Annotated in this window: 17 protein-coding genes and 2 tRNA genes; 12 read left to right on the forward strand and 7 right to left on the reverse strand. The window is 61.2% G+C overall.

The window, feature by feature from the left end:
- Positions 1 to 120: 120 nt before the first annotated feature.
- The 3 genes from QQK95_RS25095 to QQK95_RS25105 all read right to left on the reverse strand — a co-directional run bounded on the left by QQK95_RS25095 (position 121) and on the right by QQK95_RS25105 (position 1,581).
- Positions 121 to 651, reverse strand: coding sequence for a Ros/MucR family transcriptional regulator (locus QQK95_RS25095; RefSeq protein ID WP_240565170.1), 531 nt, complete (start codon positions 649 to 651; stop codon positions 121 to 123).
- Between the two features lie 353 nt (positions 652 to 1,004).
- On the reverse strand, positions 1,005 to 1,253 hold the full coding sequence (locus QQK95_RS25100) for a conjugal transfer protein TraD (RefSeq protein ID WP_240565169.1): 249 nt from the start codon (positions 1,251 to 1,253) through the stop codon (positions 1,005 to 1,007).
- A 1-nt stretch (position 1,254) separates the two neighbouring features.
- Positions 1,255 to 1,581 (reverse strand): conjugal transfer protein TraD, encoded by a 327-nt coding sequence (locus QQK95_RS25105; RefSeq protein ID WP_240565167.1) that lies wholly within the window; start codon positions 1,579 to 1,581, stop codon positions 1,255 to 1,257.
- Positions 1,582 to 1,753: 172 nt separating this feature from the next.
- Between QQK95_RS25105 and traA the strand changes: the two genes are divergently transcribed.
- From traA to QQK95_RS25120, 3 genes are all read left to right on the forward strand, one after another.
- Positions 1,754 to 4,783: a Ti-type conjugative transfer relaxase TraA gene (gene traA, locus QQK95_RS25110; RefSeq protein ID WP_284277090.1), complete on the forward strand. Its 3,030-nt coding sequence runs from the start codon at positions 1,754 to 1,756 to the stop codon at positions 4,781 to 4,783.
- Positions 4,784 to 4,823: 40 nt separating this feature from the next.
- On the forward strand, positions 4,824 to 5,084 hold the full coding sequence (locus QQK95_RS25115; protein ID WP_240565165.1) for a hypothetical protein: 261 nt from the start codon (positions 4,824 to 4,826) through the stop codon (positions 5,082 to 5,084).
- Positions 5,085 to 5,147: 63 nt separating this feature from the next.
- A complete protein-coding gene (locus QQK95_RS25120) occupies positions 5,148 to 5,435 on the forward strand; it encodes a hypothetical protein (protein ID WP_240565163.1) in 288 nt (95 codons plus the stop codon).
- Between the two features lies 1 nt (position 5,436).
- On the opposite strand, the gene QQK95_RS25125 is transcribed toward QQK95_RS25120, so the two are convergent.
- A complete protein-coding gene (locus QQK95_RS25125) occupies positions 5,437 to 5,637 on the reverse strand; it encodes a hypothetical protein (RefSeq protein ID WP_240565162.1) in 201 nt (66 codons plus the stop codon).
- 354 nt (positions 5,638 to 5,991) lie between these two features.
- On the opposite strand from QQK95_RS25125, the gene QQK95_RS25130 reads away from it, so the two are divergent.
- A complete protein-coding gene (locus tag QQK95_RS25130) occupies positions 5,992 to 6,159 on the forward strand; it encodes a hypothetical protein (protein WP_240565161.1) in 168 nt (55 codons plus the stop codon).
- A 332-nt stretch (positions 6,160 to 6,491) separates the two neighbouring features.
- Here the strand turns inward: QQK95_RS25130 and QQK95_RS25135 are convergent, their stop codons facing one another.
- The 3 genes from QQK95_RS25135 to QQK95_RS25145 all read right to left on the reverse strand — a co-directional run bounded on the left by QQK95_RS25135 (position 6,492) and on the right by QQK95_RS25145 (position 8,360).
- Positions 6,492 to 7,139: a phosphoribosyltransferase gene (locus QQK95_RS25135; protein ID WP_240565160.1), complete on the reverse strand. Its 648-nt coding sequence runs from the start codon at positions 7,137 to 7,139 to the stop codon at positions 6,492 to 6,494.
- A 5-nt stretch (positions 7,140 to 7,144) separates the two neighbouring features.
- Positions 7,145 to 7,897 carry a DNA-processing protein DprA gene (locus tag QQK95_RS25140; RefSeq protein ID WP_240565159.1) on the reverse strand — a complete coding sequence of 251 codons (753 nt, stop codon included), beginning with the start codon at positions 7,895 to 7,897 and terminating at the stop codon, positions 7,145 to 7,147.
- A 388-nt stretch (positions 7,898 to 8,285) separates the two neighbouring features.
- Positions 8,286 to 8,360, reverse strand: a tRNA-Asn gene (locus QQK95_RS25145).
- Between the two features lie 221 nt (positions 8,361 to 8,581).
- Between QQK95_RS25145 and QQK95_RS25150 the strand changes: the two genes are divergently transcribed.
- From QQK95_RS25150 to QQK95_RS25185, 8 genes are all read left to right on the forward strand, one after another.
- Complete coding sequence (locus tag QQK95_RS25150; protein ID WP_284277091.1) at positions 8,582 to 8,869, forward strand: hypothetical protein; 288 nt, start codon at positions 8,582 to 8,584, stop codon at positions 8,867 to 8,869.
- Between the two features lie 180 nt (positions 8,870 to 9,049).
- Positions 9,050 to 9,205, forward strand: a complete 156-nt coding sequence (locus QQK95_RS25155) for a hypothetical protein (RefSeq protein ID WP_284277092.1) — start codon at positions 9,050 to 9,052, stop codon at positions 9,203 to 9,205.
- A gap of 155 nt (positions 9,206 to 9,360) precedes the next feature.
- Positions 9,361 to 9,434 (forward strand) — tRNA-Cys (locus QQK95_RS25160).
- Between the two features lie 91 nt (positions 9,435 to 9,525).
- The gene (locus QQK95_RS25165) at positions 9,526 to 10,194 is read left to right on the forward strand and encodes a protein-L-isoaspartate O-methyltransferase family protein (RefSeq protein WP_284277093.1); all 669 of its coding nucleotides are present in this window, start codon (positions 9,526 to 9,528) and stop codon (positions 10,192 to 10,194) included.
- 180 nt (positions 10,195 to 10,374) lie between these two features.
- Positions 10,375 to 11,754 carry a TolC family outer membrane protein gene (locus QQK95_RS25170; protein ID WP_284277094.1) on the forward strand — a complete coding sequence of 460 codons (1,380 nt, stop codon included), beginning with the start codon at positions 10,375 to 10,377 and terminating at the stop codon, positions 11,752 to 11,754.
- 302 nt (positions 11,755 to 12,056) lie between these two features.
- On the forward strand, positions 12,057 to 12,875 hold the full coding sequence (locus QQK95_RS25175) for a PopZ family protein (protein WP_284277095.1): 819 nt from the start codon (positions 12,057 to 12,059) through the stop codon (positions 12,873 to 12,875).
- Between the two features lie 273 nt (positions 12,876 to 13,148).
- Positions 13,149 to 15,932: a valine--tRNA ligase gene (locus QQK95_RS25180; protein ID WP_284277096.1), complete on the forward strand. Its 2,784-nt coding sequence runs from the start codon at positions 13,149 to 13,151 to the stop codon at positions 15,930 to 15,932.
- Positions 15,933 to 16,291: 359 nt separating this feature from the next.
- A complete protein-coding gene (locus tag QQK95_RS25185) occupies positions 16,292 to 17,539 on the forward strand; it encodes an OmpP1/FadL family transporter (RefSeq protein WP_284277153.1) in 1,248 nt (415 codons plus the stop codon).
- Positions 17,540 to 17,571 lie beyond the last annotated feature (32 nt).

Below are 17,571 nucleotides of genomic sequence, written 5' to 3' on the forward strand. Positions count from 1 at the left end.
GCGCGCGCCTAACATGCTGACTTAATGACATATTCTCACAGGCGGTGTTTAAGTCGGGCAAGGCGGGGCTTCGCCATGGTCAGGTCCCTACAACCTGGCACGTCCGCCAGTTGCAGCACACTAGGCTTTGGCTGGTGCCTTGCGGATCTTCTTCAGCGACGACTTAACGGCTGCCGCAGTCGTTCTCGCTGCTACCGCACGAACAGTTCGTTTTGGTTTTTCCGCCGCGGCAGGAGCGGGCGCAGCCACCTTGCGCCCGAGCCCTGATGCCTTCGCCAAGGCCGAACGCGTGGCCGCGTAATTTGGCGCCACCATCGGATAGTCCGCTGGCAGATTCCACTTCTGACGATATTGGTCAGGGGTCAGGTCAAAGTGCTGAAGATGCCGTTTGAGCGATTTGAATTTCTTTCCATCTTCCAGACAGATGATGAAGTCGGGCGTCACCGACTTCCTGATCGAGATCGCCGGTTCCTGCTTGATCACCGGTTCCGTCGCCGGCGTGCCGATGCCACTCAGTGCGGCATGGATGTCGCCGATTAGTTTCGGCAACTCGCCAACCGGTACTGGATTGTTCGATACATAGGCGGCGACGATGTCAGCCGTTATCGACACGGTATCCAGTTTGTTGCCTTGCTCGAGAGCAGTGGTCATATAATTTCCTCTAGTGTATGGGCGAATTGAGCGACGTTTGGTTTCCTCACCCTGCCAACGAGGCAAATAGTACATCTCGTTGTAAAATCCACGTCTTTTGCGCAACATTATAAGAGTAAGCTTCGTTTTTATCGTTCTGATCGACTGTGATACCCTTTCGATCCATTGGGAAGCGAGGAATTTCCCCTCGCTTCCCCGCCATTGCCCCCTGTGCACAGCAGGGCCGCCGGCTCCCCAAGCTGCCAACTGCAGCAATAGTTGGGATCAAATTCCATCAGCTCCGCTCGACCGTGTATAATACCCCATTCAGACAGAAGTGGGCGGCTTGGACCGTCCGCCGCTAGCCAATCAACTCAATGTTCGCTGGTTTCTATGGACTTCATGCCGTTCAGTTCGAATGCCTGCTTTCCCTTCGCGGCCCAAAGGCCCCGCGCATGCCCGCCTTCATCGCTCTGCAGCTTGGCGGCGATCCAAAGCAGCGCTCCATAAATGATGGTGCGATCATCATTGGTCAGATCGACAATGCCTGCTTTGACGACAAGACCGCCAAGTTCGATGAGCTGCCGTGTGCGCTTGCGACGCTCGACCTGCCACGTGCGCATGTCATTGCGAGCCTGTGCCGCCTGCCGGCGATTGTGGGCTGCCCGGTTGTACTGAAGCGCCGCGAGGGTTGCGCTGAGATGCCGGAGCAATTCGCCGGGACCGGCTCTCGAAAAACATCACTCCACGCTTGGCCCATGCCTCGCGCTTTGCGGCGTCTTTCGTCTCGGCAATTGCAACCAGCGCGCCGGCCAGTTCGTCGCTGCTGAGCTCATCGGCGCCGGTGGCGATCACCAGCTCGCCAAGCTGCTGCACCTTTCGCGTTTTGAGCTCTCGCGCTTTTTCTTCCAGCGCCTTCAGTTCGGCGTCGAAATCGCGTGCTTTGCGCATGGCTGCCTCCATCGGTTGTTGATACGGCGATGATAGTGGAGCGCCCGCCGGAAGGCTTCAATGTTGCCGAGACAGCCCGGGACGGGCTGGTCCATCCCGAGATTTTTTCGAGGGAGGGCGCGCTTATACGTCGTGCCGACGTGCGCTTTGACGTGCAAATGATCTGGTCGCTATGGCGATCTATCACCTTCATGTCAAAGTCATTGGCCGCAAGGCAGGCAGCAGCGCCGTGGCGTCGGCCGCCTACCGCTCTGCCTCGCGGCTGCGCGACGAGCGCACGGATCGAAGCCACGACTTCTCGGCCAAGCGCGGTGTTGTCCATTCCGAGGTGATGCTGCCGGAGAACGCGCCGGAAGCCTGGAGCGACCGCCAACGGCTGTGGAACGACGTCGAGGCGTTCGAGGTGAGGAAGGATGCGCAGCTTGCCCGCGAGGTGGAGTTTGCCCTGCCGCGTGAACTGAGCCAGGCGCAAGGCGTCGAGCTGGCGCGCGACTTCGTGCAGGCCGAGTTCGTCAGCCGAGGCATGGTCGCCGATCTGAATGTCCATTGGGACAGGGCAGAGGATGGCAGTCCAAAACCGCATGCTCATGTCATGCTCACCATGCGCTCCGTCGATGAGAACGGCTTTGGCGCGAAGGTACGAGATTGGAACCAGACGGAGCTGGTCGAGCGCTGGCGCGAGCGATGGGCGGAGCTTGCCAACGAGCGCCTGGCCGAACTCGACATCGACGCCCGCATCGATCATCGCAGCCTGGAAGCGCAGGGCATCGCCTTGGAGCCGCAAACCCAGATTGGTGCGCCGGCCCAACGCATTGAAGGCAGCGGCCTCGACGCTGCTGACATTGAAGCGGATCGCGCCGAACAGCATCGTGAGATCGCGCGCAACAATGGCGCGCGCATCATTACCGATCCATCTGTGGCGCTGGATGCCATCACGCATCAGCAATCGACCTTCACGCGAAAAGACATCGCGAAGTTTGCGCATCGCCACAGCGACGGCATCCAGCAGTTCGACGTGGTGGTGGCAGCCATCAGCAACGCACCCGATCTGGTCGAACTCGGCAAAGACGGCCGTGGAGACGATCGCTTCACCACGCGGCAGATGATCGAGACGGAACAGCGCCTTCATCGCGCGGCGGAACGCATGGCCCGGGAAGAACAGCATGCGGTGAGTGACCAGGATCGTGTGACTGCGTTGGCGGATGCCAGGCACCGCGGCCTTGTTCTGTCAGGCGAGCAAAGCGATGCCCTGGATCACATCACCGACGGCCGCGGTCTTGGTGTCGTCGTTGGTTTTGCCGGAACGGGAAAGAGCGCCATGCTCGGGGTCGCGCGCCAGGCATGGGCAGCAGCAGGCTACGAGGTTCGAGGTGCGGCACTTTCCGGCATTGCCGCCGAGAATCTCGAAAGCGGTTCCGGCATCTCTTCTCGCACCATCGCAAGCATGGAACATAGCTGGGAACAGGGCCGTGATCTGCTCACCGCGCGCGATGTCCTGGTGATCGACGAGGCAGGCATGGTCGGCACGCGCCAATTGGAGCGCGTGCTTTCCCATGCGGCGGACCTTGGCGCAAAAGTCGTGTTGGTTGGCGATCCGCAGCAATTGCAGGCGATCGAAGCCGGCGCTGCGTTCCGATCGATCCACGAACGCCACGGCGGCGTCGAGATCGGTCAAGTACGCCGGCAGCGCGAGGACTGGCAGCGCGACGCCACGCGCGATCTTGCAACCGGCAGGATCGGCGCCGCGATTGGCGCCTATGACGCACAAGGCATGGTGCACCAGGCTGCGACGCGCGTCGAAGCGCGCAGCGATCTTGTCGAGCGCTGGGATCGCGACAGGCAGGCAGAGCCTGAAGCAAGCCGGATCATTCTCACCCACACAAACGACGAAGTGCGCGCGCTCAACAATGCGGCGCGCGAGCGTATGCGCGCCGCTGGGGATCTCGGCGACGAGGTTCAGGTGGATGTCGAGCGCGGTGCAAGAAGCTTCGCACGCGGCGACCGGGTCATGTTCCTGCGCAACGAGCGGTCACTTGGCGTCAAGAACGGCACGCTCGGTGTGATCGATGAGGTCAGCACACAAAGCATGGCCGTACGCACCGACGACGGCAGGTCTGTGCGCTTTGACCTGAAGGACTATGCCCACATCGACCACGGCTATGCCGCGACCATCCACAAGGCGCAGGGCATGACGGTCGACCGCACTCATGTGCTGGCGACGCCAGGCATGGATGTGCACAGCGGCTACGTGTCCCTGTCGCGACATCGCGACAGGATGGACCTGCATTACGGTCGTGATGACTTCGCGACGAGCGAACGGCTCGTCCGGACGCTGTCACGCGACCGCGCCAAGGACATGGCGTCGGATTACGATCAGATCGACCCGGTGCAACACTATGCCGAGAGACGGGGGATCACCTTCCGTGAGCGCGTGGTCGAGATCGTGCGCCGGGTCGTTCCGGAGAAGTTGCGCGACAGGATCGGCGGGTTGCTCGACGGGTTGCGCTCGCCCGCAGACGCCGAGCCCGGAAAAGACCGTGGTCATCAGCCGGGAAGGGAAGACGGTCGATCGCAAAACGGCGATGCCGCGCCTGGAAGAGAAGCTTACGCCAGGGGAGCGCAGCGGGAGGCGGATGCGCGGGTGGACCCGGAAGCGGCGTTGCGTAGAGATCGCACGAAGGCGCTTGTGCGCCACGCGAGTGCTCTCGACGCTGTTGCGCGTAGCGGAAATGCGGACGGGCAGGGGACGCCTGACCAGATGCGCGAATTGCGTGATGCGCGCGATGCCTTCGAGAAGGTTCGGCCGCATGGCTGGCGCGATGCCGAAGCGGCTTATGTGAAAAGCCCCGAGCTTGTCCGTGAGGCCGGCGCCGGCCGGGTCAACCGTGTCGTCTTGGCTCTCCAGCTTGAAACCGAAATCCGCACTGATCCAGGCCGCCGGGCCGGCCGTTTCGTGGAAGACTGGCAAAAGCTGAAAAGGACAAGCCAGCACCAATACGAGGCCGGCGATATGTCCGGCTACAGGTCAACGCGCTCGGCCATGTCCGACATGGCCAAGAGTCTCGAGCGCGATCCGCAACTGGAATCGCTGCTCGCCAATTATAAGAAGGCGCTTGGCATCCAGATCGAATCTGGCCGGCGTCTAGGTGTGGAGCTCGCGTTCAGCCACGGCATTGGCAGGGGGCGCGGCATAGGAATCTAAACCCGATTATATACTTTACGTACCAAGAGAACTTCTTCCTATGATTCGCGGCGATAAGGCTGCACGCCCCGGCATCGTCCGGGGCTTTTCGTTAGTGACGAGAGACACCATAACGACTTGGACCGCCACGCCGGCTGATAGTTCCATCTTCAACTCGACCGGCTCGCTGGACATCGGTCGCAACTTCGCCACCGCCAATGTCAACGGCAATATCAAGGAACTGCGCATCGCCAAGGTTGTCTGCCGCTACGGCGCCGATGGTTCGACCTCCGTACCCACTGCGGCGTTCCCGCGAAGCTAAAAGAGATCAGCTACTTCTAAAATTTGTGGATGGGCGAATTGTTTGGCCGCAAGAATTAAGTCAATGGCCAAGGACAAGTTCACCATTGCGGACCTCGATGAGGAGCTGCGGCGCCGCAGCGCAAAGGCGAAGGCGTCGCTTCCAAAGGCCGCTCCTAAGAAAGACTACCCGAACGCCGATCGGTTCGAAGAGGGTGGCCGACGCCTGTACAGCGCTTATGACGCTGCAGATGTTCAGCCCCAGCAAGAGCCTGGACGAAAGGTCTGGATAAAGCTTCGTGGGCTGGCGGCGATCGTTCTGGTTATTGTCGGTGCAATTCTGGTCGCCATCGCCATCAAGGCGCTGCCGTAGCTTACTGAACGAGGCGCACCGCACTGCGCTTGACCGTGATCCCGAGATCCTTGCCGCCGACCGTGACGGTGTCGTCGTCGATGCGAACGACCGCGCCGGTCAACTCGATTTTCTCGCCGCTGCTGATGTTGGGCGTGGTGTTCGCGATCGAGTGCGGCTGAGGATAGGATGGGTTCAATACGCTGATCTTGTCGTCGGTCACCCGCTTGCGCACGGTTGCCGTGATTGCGACGGTGTCGCCTACCTTGATGTCGCCCTTTGCCGTGCCGTCACTCTGGCGTGGCTGGCAACCCGATTCAAGCGATTGCTAATGTTCGCCGATAACCCGCCGCTGGTGTGCCCCCACATAGCGACGGGCTACAGTGGCCGGCGCCTTCCATCCATTGGGGTGGAAATTGCCTGAAAGGCACCGGCCTGGCGGCCCTGGGAGGTCCGCCGCATATTCAAGCTAGCTAAATTTCTCGTTTTCCTCATGGCGTGATCACCTACCCCTCGGCAGAAGCGTCGACAGGAATATATTCCGGAGGCGGAGGGGCGACCTCTTTGGAGATCGCCAGTGGGCAAGGAATACCCGTTCGTAGAAGACACCCTTGGCAAGAAGCTGGAGGCCGGCACCAGCCTGTCGGTGCACTGCATGACATGCCAGCGCAAGGCCGTGCTCGACGTCGCCGAGATGACGAACGGTTCGGGCCGGATCAGCGATGCCTGCATTGGGATTTGCTGAAGATCGTCTTTTGTCATGAATGCCGCGCCGCCTGTCGGAATGACCGGAACCTCCAGTTTACGGGAGGCGGACCTGGGGTCCCGCGTGGCATTCTCGGTCGAAGGCTTCGCTCACGGCGAATTCACCGACCAGCGGCTCGATCACTTCGAGGCGCTTGCCATCGGCAAGATGGTCTGATCCGCATTCTTAGCCACTCCCTTGGTAAGGGAGTGGCCCATCACTGCGAAAGGCGGATTGCGTCGGCGATATCAGCGAGTTAGCCGTTTTGCCTTTTAGGCACTGGTGTGGGCTGGTGCACGTATGACGCCCGGCGGGCGGCCGGGCCCCAGCGCCTACAGGTCGATCTCGCCTTCGTCTTCCGTAAGCTCAAAAGAGCGCGGATAGAAGGCCTTTTCGGTGGCCGCAACCGTCCGGCCGCAGACGATTGCAGCCCTCACTTCAAACCCGCGCTCTTCCAACCGCTTCTTTGTTGCCAGCAGGGTGCCGCCGGTGGTGACGATGTCGTCGATGAGCACCACGGGTCCAGGCTTCACCTTCGGCGCGACCTCCAGATACGGATAAACGGCGTCGAAGCCGCGCAAGCCACCCTTGGACGCCGATTCCAATTTCTTGGTGAACCGTACGATTGGAAGGATCGGATTTGCCATGCTGTCAGGGATAGATTCTTGGACCATTTGAAATGATCGGAAAAATTCCTTGTCGCAGGAGTCTTTTGAAGGCACCGGCACGAGGCCACAATCCCCGTATTCAGCATTCACCCTCTGGGCGATAAAGCGTCCAAATATCGGTCGGGTCTTCTTCGCTTCCTTCTCCTCAATCCTTTGCGGGCCCTTTTTCCACGGTACCGTCAGATAGCCGTTCATCACGCCATGCTTTACTGCACCGCAGAACTTGTAGGACTGCCAGAGCTCGCTCGGACGGGGGGCAAGGTTGTTGTGCGCCCACTGACTGTAGTAGGCGCAGAGGTAATGCACCTTCATGGGCTTTAGCCAATCGCGTCGAGGATATCTTGGACAGAGCTGAGCACCGCGACCTTTGGCGATTTTAGGAACTTGGCGGGCCACTCGAGGTCTCGATTGTCGGCCACCGCTTTCATGATGAACAGCCACCGTCCAAGCCGCACGCATTCAGCCGCCTGGTGAAGCGTTCCCGAACTGTCGGATGCCTCCACAATGACGCTCGCGTCGGTCAGAGCGGCCATCAATCGATTGCGTTTGGGAAAGTCCGAAGGGAATGTCCGGGCGCCTGGCCGGAACTGGGAGATCAACAGATGATGGGTATAGATCTCGGTTTGTATGTCGGCATGGTCTGCGGGGTACGCCTTGTCGAGAGGCGTACCGATCACCGCGATCGTGCTTCCACCTTCCTGAAGGGCTCCGGTATGCGCTGCGACGTCGACACCCTTTGCCAAGCCGCTGGTAACCACGACGCCCGCGTCGACCAGCCCTCGAGCTACGCGGCGGGCGCGCGCGGCGCCGTTTTCCGAGACGTCGCGGGCCCCAATGACAGACACGCATTTCCGCTGCAGCAGCGAGAGATCGCCGGCATAGAATACGTCCATGTCGGCGTCGTTTTGTTCGCGAAACAGGTTTCCTTGGTCGACGTTTGTCGACCGGTGTATTGACGCGAGCAGCTCGGAGAGACGGATACTGGCACCCTTGGGTGCGACATAGCGGCTGCGCCGTCCGGATACTTCCTCGCTCTCGCTCATTCGCTGAAGCACAACGCTCTCCGGCATTTTCGCCGGCTCCTCGATCGTTGATCGTCTTTTAACCTAGCGCGAATCGCCCAGCCTTCAAACAACAGTAGTTGCGACTCCTGTTGAAAATGGAAGGGGTGCCGCCTCCTATGCGAGGGCTAGGGCTATCGCGATCCCGGCACCAACTGCCAAGGCGGTCACGAAATCCGCGGTAAGGTCAATGGCCCAATCCCAAGCGGCCGCGCGCCAGCGCCGTATCGGCCGCCTCTTCTGCAGGCTGATCAATTCATCGAATACGCGTTCCATGGCCCTTCGCGCCGTCGGTCCGAGGTGTAGATCGGCGCCTAGCGAAGTCGAGTTGTGTAGATATGCTGTAGATCAGCCGTTTTGCGGCTGTTCCTGAAAACTCTGTAAGCCTTGGAAATGTTGGCTCCCCGGGCCGGATTCGAACCAGCGACCAACCGGTTAACAGCCGGTTGCTCTACCACTGAGCTACCGGGGAACGGAGGCTCTTTGAGCAAGTGGCGCAGCCTATAGCAAACACCTTTCGGCTTTGCAAAGAAGCATTTCGCTTTTTTCCGAGACTTTTTCGCGCGGCGGTTTCTCGCAATCGGTGGCGTGCGCCCTCATATTAGCCGTCTTGGCGACAGACGCGGAACCGAAAAGGTGCTCGCGGCTTTCGTAAACAGGCTTTTTCGAGTGACCAGCGGGCAGCCATTGGCGATGACGGCAGCAGACGAAAACCGGATACCGGCACGAAAGATCTCGATTTTCGGGCGCGAATTCACCATGCCGCAATCGCGCGGCCTTAGAATCACGATCGGCATTCTTTTGACCATCGGCGGCATTCTCGGCTTTATGCCGATTCTCGGCTTCTGGATGGTTCCGATCGGATTGCTGGTGCTCTCCTACGAATTCGCCATGGTGCGCCGCCACCGGCGCCGCTTCGTCGTCTGGTGGGAGCGGCGGCGGCGACCGGATGGAACGACGAGCACCAGGCCGGGCCTTTGACCGTACGTCCTTCCGCGGCGTTATGCCCTTGTTCGGGTTTCGGATTCTGGCGAATCGGCATTTCGGTTCGCACTTCTCGCCAAATCCTCACGGATTTCCCTGAGAACGGCGGCAGCCGAGGCGAGACGCGCGCAGTCGCGCGGCGAAAGCCTGGCAAAACCGTCTATCGCAAGACAGTCGATGGCATGGCGCAGCAACGCCTCGCATCCTGATCGCGACAAGCCGTCCCAGGTGTTCGTTCCGCTGTCCGGACTTGTCGGCCGCATGGCGCAGTCCTCCTCGTTGCTCAACGGCGGCGGGGGCGTGGAGTTTCTGGTGATCTCCTGCTATACTTAACGATCAACTAATATGCGTCGTGACCCGGCGTGGCCACGGCGCTTGATGTGGAGGGTCGGATTCTTGCAGAGGAAACCGCGCGGATTGCGTGGTGGCCGCTTGACGCCATTTTCGCCGCAACCTATTGGAACCGGGTGGAACGCCGGGAGCAACGAGGCCTCGTGGCGGAGTGGTTACGCAGAGGACTGCAAATCCTTGCACCCCGGTTCGATTCCGGGCGAGGCCTCCAATACCCGGGCTCCCGCGCGCTCAGCGCCGGGGCCTGACGTTCTCATCGAAATGAACCGCGGTTCTGGCGCGGCAAGCGGATTGGTTGGAACATGAGCGCTGATTTCTCCGAGCTTCGCGTCAAGATGGTCGACGGTCAGGTTCGCACCACCGACGTGACCAGCGCCCCACTGCTGGAAGCCATGCTCACCGTGCCGCGCGAGGTTTTCGTCGGCGACCGCCAGCGCGATCTCGCCTATATCGACGAGGACATCCGTATTGGCGACGGCACCGGTGGCGCGCGCTATCTGATGGAAGCATCGCCGCTGGCCAAGCTGATGCAGCTGGCCGAGATCAATGCGACCGATTCGGCGCTCGATGTCGGCTGTGGCACCGGCTACGCCTCGGCCATCCTGTCGCGGCTGGCGAGGTCGGTCGTGGCGCTCGAAAGCGATTCGGCGCTGGCGCAAACCGCGGCGTCCACCCTTTCCGGCCTTGGTTGCAGCAATGTGACCGTGGTCGAGGGCGCGCTGGCGCAGGGACATGCTGCCAAGGCACCTTATGACGTCATCTTCATCGGCGGCAGTGTCGAGAAAGTGCCTGCGCCGTTGCTCGATCAGCTCGCCGAAGGCGGCCGACTCGTCGCGGTCGAAGGGCGGGGCAATTCCGGCGTGGCGAGACTTTTTTTCAAGGCTGGGGGGGTTGTAACCGGGAGACGGGCATTTAATGCGGCAATTAAGCCACTACCGGGATTCGAACGTGAGCATGCTTTTGAATTCTGAATGATTTAGCCTTGCAGCAGAGGCTTTGTCATGGTCGCTTGCATTTGAACAATCGTTGCTGATCCTAGACTGGGGGCACTTTGGGACCGAGCGACAGGGAACGAAACACGTCACTCCGGCTGCTCTAACGAGAAGCTGGCGCGGCGAAGTTCCCATGGAAAACGAATGAGGGATATACCCGTGCCGTCTGTATCCAAGACCCTTTTTGCCGCTGTCCTCGTCTCCGCGACCGCGCTGTCCCCACTGACCGCTTCGGCGGAAACCATCATCGGCGCGCTCGCCAAGGCCTATCAATACAATTCCACGCTGAATTCATCCCGCGCCGGTGTGCGCGTCACGGACGAAGGCGTGGCCATCGCCAAATCAGGCTGGCGCCCGACGATCAACGGATCGGTCGATGGCAATTATCGAAACACACGCGGTAGCGGTTTCAGTCAAAGGACGACGACGGGCAGTGTTGGTATCGTGATCAACCAGAGCCTGTTTGACGGCTTCCAGACCAGAAACAACGTGGCGGCGGCCGAATCCCAGGTCAAGGCGTCGGTCGAGAGCCTGCGCAACACCGAAGAGAATACGCTGTTCAGCGCCGCGACGGCCTATATGGACGTGATCCGCGACCGGCAGATCGCTGTGCTGACCGAGCAGAACCTGCAGTTCCTGACCGAGCAGGCGCGTGCGGCAAGGTCACGTTTCGAAGTTGGTGAAGGCACCCGCACCGACGTCGCGCAGGCCGATGCGTCGCGCGCCTCGGCGGTGGCCTCGCTGAGTGCCGCCCGCGCGCAGGCGCTGGCCAGCGCCGCAACCTATCACCAGGTGGTCGGCGACGAACCCGGCAAGCTCAAGCCTGCTTCGCCGTTGGGCAAGCTGCTGCCGTCGAGTCTCGATGCGGCGATTGCGATCGGGGCGAATGAACATCCGGCCATTCTCGCCACCCAGCATCTGGTCGACGCGGCCGCGTTTTCGGTCAAGTCGGCGGAAGGCGCGCTGTTGCCGCAACTGTCGGCGTCGGCGGGCATTTCAGAGGACTATTTGCACAACAGTCCCCCGGGCAGCAGCCCCAACGGCAATTCGACGTCGGCCAATATCGGCGCGACACTGACCATTCCGATCTATTCGGGCGGGCGGACCCCGGCGGTGGTGCGGCAGAGCAAGGAATCGCTTGGCCAGGCCCGCATCCAGGTTGACGTCAGCCGCGACCAGGTGCGCCAGGCCGTGGCCACCGCATGGTCGCAATACACCGCCGCGCAGCAGAGCGTCTCGGCCAACAAGCAGGTTATCGACGCCGCGCAACTGGCGCTGAACGGCGTCATCGAAGAGCGCAATGTCGGCCAGCGCACCACACTCGACGTGCTCAACGCGCAGGCCGCCGTCATCACCGCCAAGATCAACCAGGCCAATTCCGAACACGATGTGGTGGTGGCGAGCTATGCCATCCTGTCGGCGATGGGGCGTCTTTCGGTCGACCGGCTCGGCGTGCCGGTGACCAAGTACAAGCCCGAAGAGCACTACAACGCCGTCAAGGACAAGTGGTTCGGTCTGCGTACGCCGGACGGCCGCTAAGCGCCGGCGGTCCGACTTGCGTTAGGTCATCCGAGCGGAACCTGGCTTGAAAACCGGTTCCGCTCCGGTTTCTTGATCCATGCCTTGGCATTGGCGCAATTCCCCAGGGAAAGCGCTATACGCTTCCGCCGGAAACCGTTTTCACACTTTTCTCGGAATTGCTTCTAATCTGTTGAAATCCCACATGTCCCCAGATTGGGGATTCTCGTTGGGCGATCCGTCGGTTACGCTGTCGCCATGATTCGAATCCGGCTTCTGCCGGAGCGGAAGACTAACAGGTCACAAAGGCGGCGGATGTGACGATGGCAACGGCAAGCAGCGCACAGCGCGAACCTTCCATGGAAGAAATACTGGCTTCCATCAGGAGGATCATCGAGGACAGCGACAACGGCCGCAAGCAGCCGGGCGAGGCCGAAGAGTTGCGGCAGGATCTGGAGCCGTCGCCGGGCGAGGCTCCCGCTGCCGATGTCGATGCGTTTCGCGCCGAACTGCATGCCGCTCCCGAGCTCAGGAAGCCGGTCGTGCTCGCGGAAGTCCAGGCGCCATCGCCCGAGCCCGCGCGCATGGAAGCGCAGACGCGCGCCGATCCCGTGCCGGTCAAGCCGTCGATGACGCTTGCCGAGGTCAGCGCCAGGATCGCCGCCGAGCCGGCTCGGGCCGGAGAGTCCGCCCCACAGGCCAGCGCGACAAGCGATGCCATCGTTGCCGATTGGCGACGCGAGATCGCGGCGGTCGGAGAGCAGGCGGAAGCGATACCGGACAGGAGCATCCGCAAGCCGGTCGCCCAGCCAGAGGTGTCGGCGAGCGAGCCGGTGGCGGAGGCTGCGTTCGAACGGCCGTCTTCAAGCGAAGCTCCGGCAGGCGCCGCTCAGGCGCGCGCGGCAAGCGAAGCGCCCGTGGCGCGCCCGGCAATCCTTTCCGAACATACCGGCCGGCAGGTCGCGGCTGCCTTTGGCGAACTGTCCGATGCCTTTGCCAGCCGCAGCAAGAAGACATTCGACGAGATGGCCGAGGAGATGCTGCGGCCGATGCTGCAGGACTGGCTGGACAACAATCTGCCGACGCTGGTCGAGCGACTGGTGCGCGAGGAAATCGAGCGCGTCGCGCGCGGCGGGCAGTAAGGCTCACAGCCCAGATCAAAGCGCCGCCCTTGGGCGGCGCTTTTTTTGTTGGGACTCAAGCTCAATTCTCCATTCGGCGGAAAGCCTTACCGGACACCAGGGCGAAGTTTTGTGCCGAGTGCGGGCATGGGCTTCCCACGACCTTCCGTTGAAATGAACACGGGCACGCCTATTTGCTTCTCATGAACCGGGCAGCCCTTGCGGTTGACTTGGCCAAGACCTTCCGATTTACACCAAACCAGCAAAAATCCCGACAGCGCGGACCGTTTCCCCATGCTTGAAAAGACCTACGACGCAAAGACCGTCGAGCCGAAGATCGCCAAAGTGTGGGAAGAGGCGGACGCCTTCCGCGCCGGCGCCGGGGCGGAGGAGGGGGCCGAAGCCTTCACCATCGTCATCCCGCCGCCCAACGTCACCGGCTCGCTGCATATGGGCCATGCGCTCAACAACACGCTGCAGGACATTCTGGTGCGCTTCGAGCGCATGCGCGGCAAGAACGTGCTGTGGCAGCCGGGCATGGACCATGCCGGCATCGCCACGCAGATGGTGGTCGAGCGGCAGCTGATGGAGAAGCAGATCCACCGCCGCGACCTCACGCGCGAACAGTTCATCGAGAAAGTGTGGGAGTGGAAGGCCGAATCCGGCGGCGCCATCTTCAACCAGCTGAAGCGGCTCGGCGCCTCGGCCGACTGGTCGCGCGAACGCTTCACCATGGATGAAGGCCTGTCCAAGGCCGTGCTCGAAGTCTTCGTCACGCTCTACAAGGAAGGCCTGATCTACAAGGACAAGCGCCTTGTGAACTGGGACCCGAAACTGTTGACCGCGATCTCCGATCTCGAGGTCGAGCAGCAGGAGGTCAACGGCAATCTCTGGCATTTCCGCTATCCGGTCGATGGCGAGACATTCGACCCGGAAAATCCGAAAACCTTCATCACGGTGGCGACCACGCGCCCCGAAACGATGCTGGGCGATACGGCGGTGGCGGTGCATCCCGATGACGAGCGGTACCGGCATCTGGTCGGCAAGAACGTCGTGCTGCCGATCGTCGGCCGCAAGATACCGGTTGTGGCGGACGAGTATTCCGATCCTGAAAAGGGGTCGGGCGCGGTCAAGATCACGCCGGCGCATGATTTCAACGATTTCGAGGTCGGCAAGCGCCACAAACTGCCGGCGATCAACATCCTGACTGTTGAAGCCGCCATCAAGTTGAATGACAATGAGGATTTCCTCGCCGGCCTCGATGCGACGCCGGAGCGCCAGGCTGTCTGGGACGAGCTCGACGGGCTTGACCGTTTCGTCGCGCGCAAGAAGATCGTCGAACTGATGGAAGCCGGCGGCTTCCTCGACAAGATCGAGCCGCATCGCCATGCCGTGCCGCATGGCGACCGCGGCGGCGTGCCGATCGAGCCGTTCCTGACCGAGCAGTGGTACGCCAACGCCGCCGAGCTCGCCAAGCCGGCGATCGCCTCGGTGCGCGAGGGCCGCACCAACTTCGTGCCGAAGAACTGGGAGAAAACCTATTTCGACTGGATGGAGAACATCCAGCCCTGGTGCATCTCGCGCCAGCTGTGGTGGGGCCATCAGATTCCGGCCTGGTACGGACCGGACGGGCGTGTCTTCGTCGAGAAGACCGAGGAAGAGGCGCTGAGCGCGGCGATCGAATATTATCTGGCGCTCGAAGGTCCGTGGAAGGCCTGGGTCGAGGACAAGCTGGAAAACTTCCAGCCGGGCGAGATTCTGACCCGTGACGAGGATGTGCTCGACACCTGGTTCTCCTCGGCGCTGTGGCCGTTCTCGACCTTGGGATGGCCGGACCAGACGCCCGAGCTGAAGACCTACTACCAGACCGACGTGCTGGTGACCGGCTTCGACATCATCTTCTTCTGGGTGGCCCGCATGATGATGATGGGCCTGCATTTCATGGATGAGGAGCCGTTCCACACCGTCTATGTGCATGCGCTGGTGCGCGACAAGAACGGCGCCAAGATGTCGAAGTCGAAGGGCAACGTCATCGACCCGCTCGACCTCATCGATGAATATGGCGCCGATGCCTTGCGCTTCACCTTGACGGTGATGGCGGCGCAGGGGCGCGACGTGAAGCTCGACCCGGCGCGCATCGCCGGCTACCGCAATTTCGGCACCAAGCTGTGGAACGCGACGCGCTTCGCCGAGATGAACGAAGTCGCCCGCAATGACGATTTCTGGCTGAACGACGCCAAGCTGACGGTCAACCGCTGGATCCTGACCGAGCTGACGCGGGCCGCGCGGCAGATCACCGACGGCATCACCTCCTACCGCTTCAACGAGGCGGCCGGTGCGGCCTACCGTTTCGTCTGGAACCTGTTCTGCGACTGGTATCTGGAACTGCTGAAGCCGGTGTTCATGGGCACGGACGAGGCGGCCAAGGCCGAGAGCCGTGCCTGCGTCGCCTTCGTGCTCGACGAAATCTACAAGCTTCTGCATCCGATGATGCCGTTCATGACGGAAGAGCTGTGGGCGCAGACGGCGGGGGAGGGCAAGGAGCGCGATTCGCTGTTGTGTCACGCCGCCTGGCCGTCGCCTGACTTCGAGGACGCAGATGCCGCGGCCGACATCAACTGGCTGGTCGACCTCGTCTCCGGCATCCGTTCGGTGCGCTCGGAGATGAACGTGCCGCCGGCGGCGATCGCGCCGCTGGTCGTGGTCGGCGCCAATGATGTGACGCGCGAGCGGCTGGTTCGCGAGGACTCGGCGATCAAACGGCTGGCGCGCGTCGGCGACATCTCGCTGGCCGACGCGGCACCCAAGGGCTCGGCGCAGATCGTCCTCAACGAGGCGACGATCTGCCTGCCGCTCGGCAGCCTGATCGATCTCGCCGCCGAGGCGGCCCGGCTGCAGAAGGAACTGGCCAAGGTGACCGAGGAGATCGCGCGCCTGCACAAGAAGCTGTCGAATGAAAGATTCGTCGCCAGCGCGCCGGCCGAGATCGTCGACGCCGAGCGCGAAAAGCTGGCCGAATATCGCGACGCGCAGGACAAGCTTTCGGTGGCGCTGACCAGGGTTCGCGATGCCGGTTGAGGAGAGATTCGCCGGGCTTTAGCCCTCTCTAAAATGAAGGTCTTTTTGTCTCGAAAGTAGGCATTCCGTAGCGTTAATGTTGACGTAAACGGAAGTTTTAGCCCCATTGTTGCCATAATGTAACAATGGGGCCGAAATGCCCTGAAAATGGCTGTTTTTGAGCCTTTTAGGACGAATTTTCCTCATTTTCCGGTCGGGTAATCACGCGTCTAGCCGTTTTTCAGCCTTGCGAGGCCCATCTGCATTTTGTCGGAAATGCGTTTGGCAAGCATGTACATGTACGCCCCAAGAATTCGTTGTTGCGCCGTTAACCTGAATTGGTTCTAGCTTGCTGCACTAGTTATTCGGGGAGGACATCCATGAACATTTTGCGTCTGAAAGCACTGCTGGGGGCGGGGTGCTTTTCGCTGGCTTTGATCGGGACGGCAATGAACTCGGCGCATGCCGGTGGCATTGAGCGTGGCGGCTACGATATCGATCTTCTGTTCGATCCGGCACCCTTCGCGACGGAAGCGGAATCGACTTATGTCATGCCGCAACGCAAGCTCAAGAATGCGGTGGACACCGATCCGAGCGATGGAATCGTAACGTTCCTCGGCAGCACGGCGAAAGACAGCAAGAGCTACTGGGTGCCGCGCATCGGCGTCAAGGCGCAGATCGTTCAGGGCGTCGACTGTATGTTCGACTATTCCCAGCCTTGGGGCGCACACACAAATCCGGGTCTGTGGGCCGGCGCCGAATCCAACATGGAAACCGATATCAAGAGCAACAATTACGCCACGACTTGCTCGTACAAGATGGATGCAGGCAAAGGCCAGATTCGCTTCATCGGCGGCGTCTATTACCAGGAAGTCTACGGTTTCAAGAAAGATCTGGTGTCGCCGCTGGTACCCGGTTTCCAGGGCACGGGCCAGGTTGATCTGAAAGGGACCGGTTGGGGCTGGCGCGCCGGCCTCGCCTATGAAATTCCTGATATCGCGCTGCGCGCCAGCCTCGTCTACAATTCGCGGGTCAAGCTCGACAATATTTCGGGCACGCTGGACCTGACGCATGTCGGCAGTGTCGTGCTGCCGATCTATGGCTCGACACAGTACATGCCGGACACGGTCGAGTTTAAGTTGCAGTCGGGCATTGCTCCCGGCTGGCTCGCCTTCGGTTCGTTGAAGTGGGTTAATTGGAGCCTGCTGCAGAGTGTTCCGATTTGCGTCGTCGGCACTCCGGCCGCGGCGTGCGTCACAGGCGATAAACTGCATTCAGGCCAGATCACCTCGCTGGATCTGATGTATCGCGACGGCTGGACCGTTACCGGCGGCATCGGCCACAAGTTCAACGATCAATGGAGTGCGGCCGGTCAGCTTTCCTGGGACCGCGGCACGTCACATGGCTACGGCTCGCAGACCGATACCTGGACCGTGGGCGGCGGCGTTGCCTATACGCCGAAGCCCAATATCGAAGTTCGTCTGGCTGGCGCGATCGGCGTGCTGACCAGCGGCCATTCGGGAACGGTGAATGGCGAAAACGGCTATGTGGCCGGCAATGAGGTCAGCTACGACTTCGGCAACGATCTGGTCACTGCCGTTTCGGGCGGCATCAAGATCAAATTCTAACCTATTGAGAATTTTACAAAAAAGGCCGGGCA

The organism is Mesorhizobium huakuii (assembly GCF_030160235.1).
GTDB lineage: Bacteria > Pseudomonadota > Alphaproteobacteria > Rhizobiales > Rhizobiaceae > Mesorhizobium > Mesorhizobium huakuii.

Bases quoted from the DNA above. Each gene is read 5' to 3' on its own strand.
- QQK95_RS25095 (WP_240565170.1), bottom strand. From the start codon at position 651: ATGACCACTGCTCTCGAGCAAGGCAACAAACTGGATACCGTGTCGATA.
- QQK95_RS25100 (WP_240565169.1), bottom strand. From the start codon at position 1,253: ATGCGCACGTGGCAGGTCGAGCGTCGCAAGCGCACACGGCAGCTCATC.
- QQK95_RS25105 (WP_240565167.1), bottom strand. From the start codon at position 1,581: ATGCGCAAAGCACGCGATTTCGACGCCGAACTGAAGGCGCTGGAAGAA.
- traA (WP_284277090.1), top strand. From the start codon at position 1,754: ATGGCGATCTATCACCTTCATGTCAAAGTCATTGGCCGCAAGGCAGGC.
- QQK95_RS25115 (WP_240565165.1), top strand. From the start codon at position 4,824: ATGATTCGCGGCGATAAGGCTGCACGCCCCGGCATCGTCCGGGGCTTT.
- QQK95_RS25120 (WP_240565163.1), top strand. From the start codon at position 5,148: ATGGCCAAGGACAAGTTCACCATTGCGGACCTCGATGAGGAGCTGCGG.
- QQK95_RS25135 (WP_240565160.1), bottom strand. From the start codon at position 7,139: ATGAAGGTGCATTACCTCTGCGCCTACTACAGTCAGTGGGCGCACAAC.
- QQK95_RS25140 (WP_240565159.1), bottom strand. From the start codon at position 7,897: ATGCCGGAGAGCGTTGTGCTTCAGCGAATGAGCGAGAGCGAGGAAGTA.
- QQK95_RS25150 (WP_284277091.1), top strand. From the start codon at position 8,582: ATGACGGCAGCAGACGAAAACCGGATACCGGCACGAAAGATCTCGATT.
- QQK95_RS25155 (WP_284277092.1), top strand. From the start codon at position 9,050: ATGGCATGGCGCAGCAACGCCTCGCATCCTGATCGCGACAAGCCGTCC.
- QQK95_RS25165 (WP_284277093.1), top strand. From the start codon at position 9,526: ATGAGCGCTGATTTCTCCGAGCTTCGCGTCAAGATGGTCGACGGTCAG.
- QQK95_RS25175 (WP_284277095.1), top strand. From the start codon at position 12,057: ATGGCAACGGCAAGCAGCGCACAGCGCGAACCTTCCATGGAAGAAATA.
- QQK95_RS25180 (WP_284277096.1), top strand. From the start codon at position 13,149: ATGCTTGAAAAGACCTACGACGCAAAGACCGTCGAGCCGAAGATCGCC.
- QQK95_RS25185 (WP_284277153.1), top strand. From the start codon at position 16,292: ATGAACATTTTGCGTCTGAAAGCACTGCTGGGGGCGGGGTGCTTTTCG.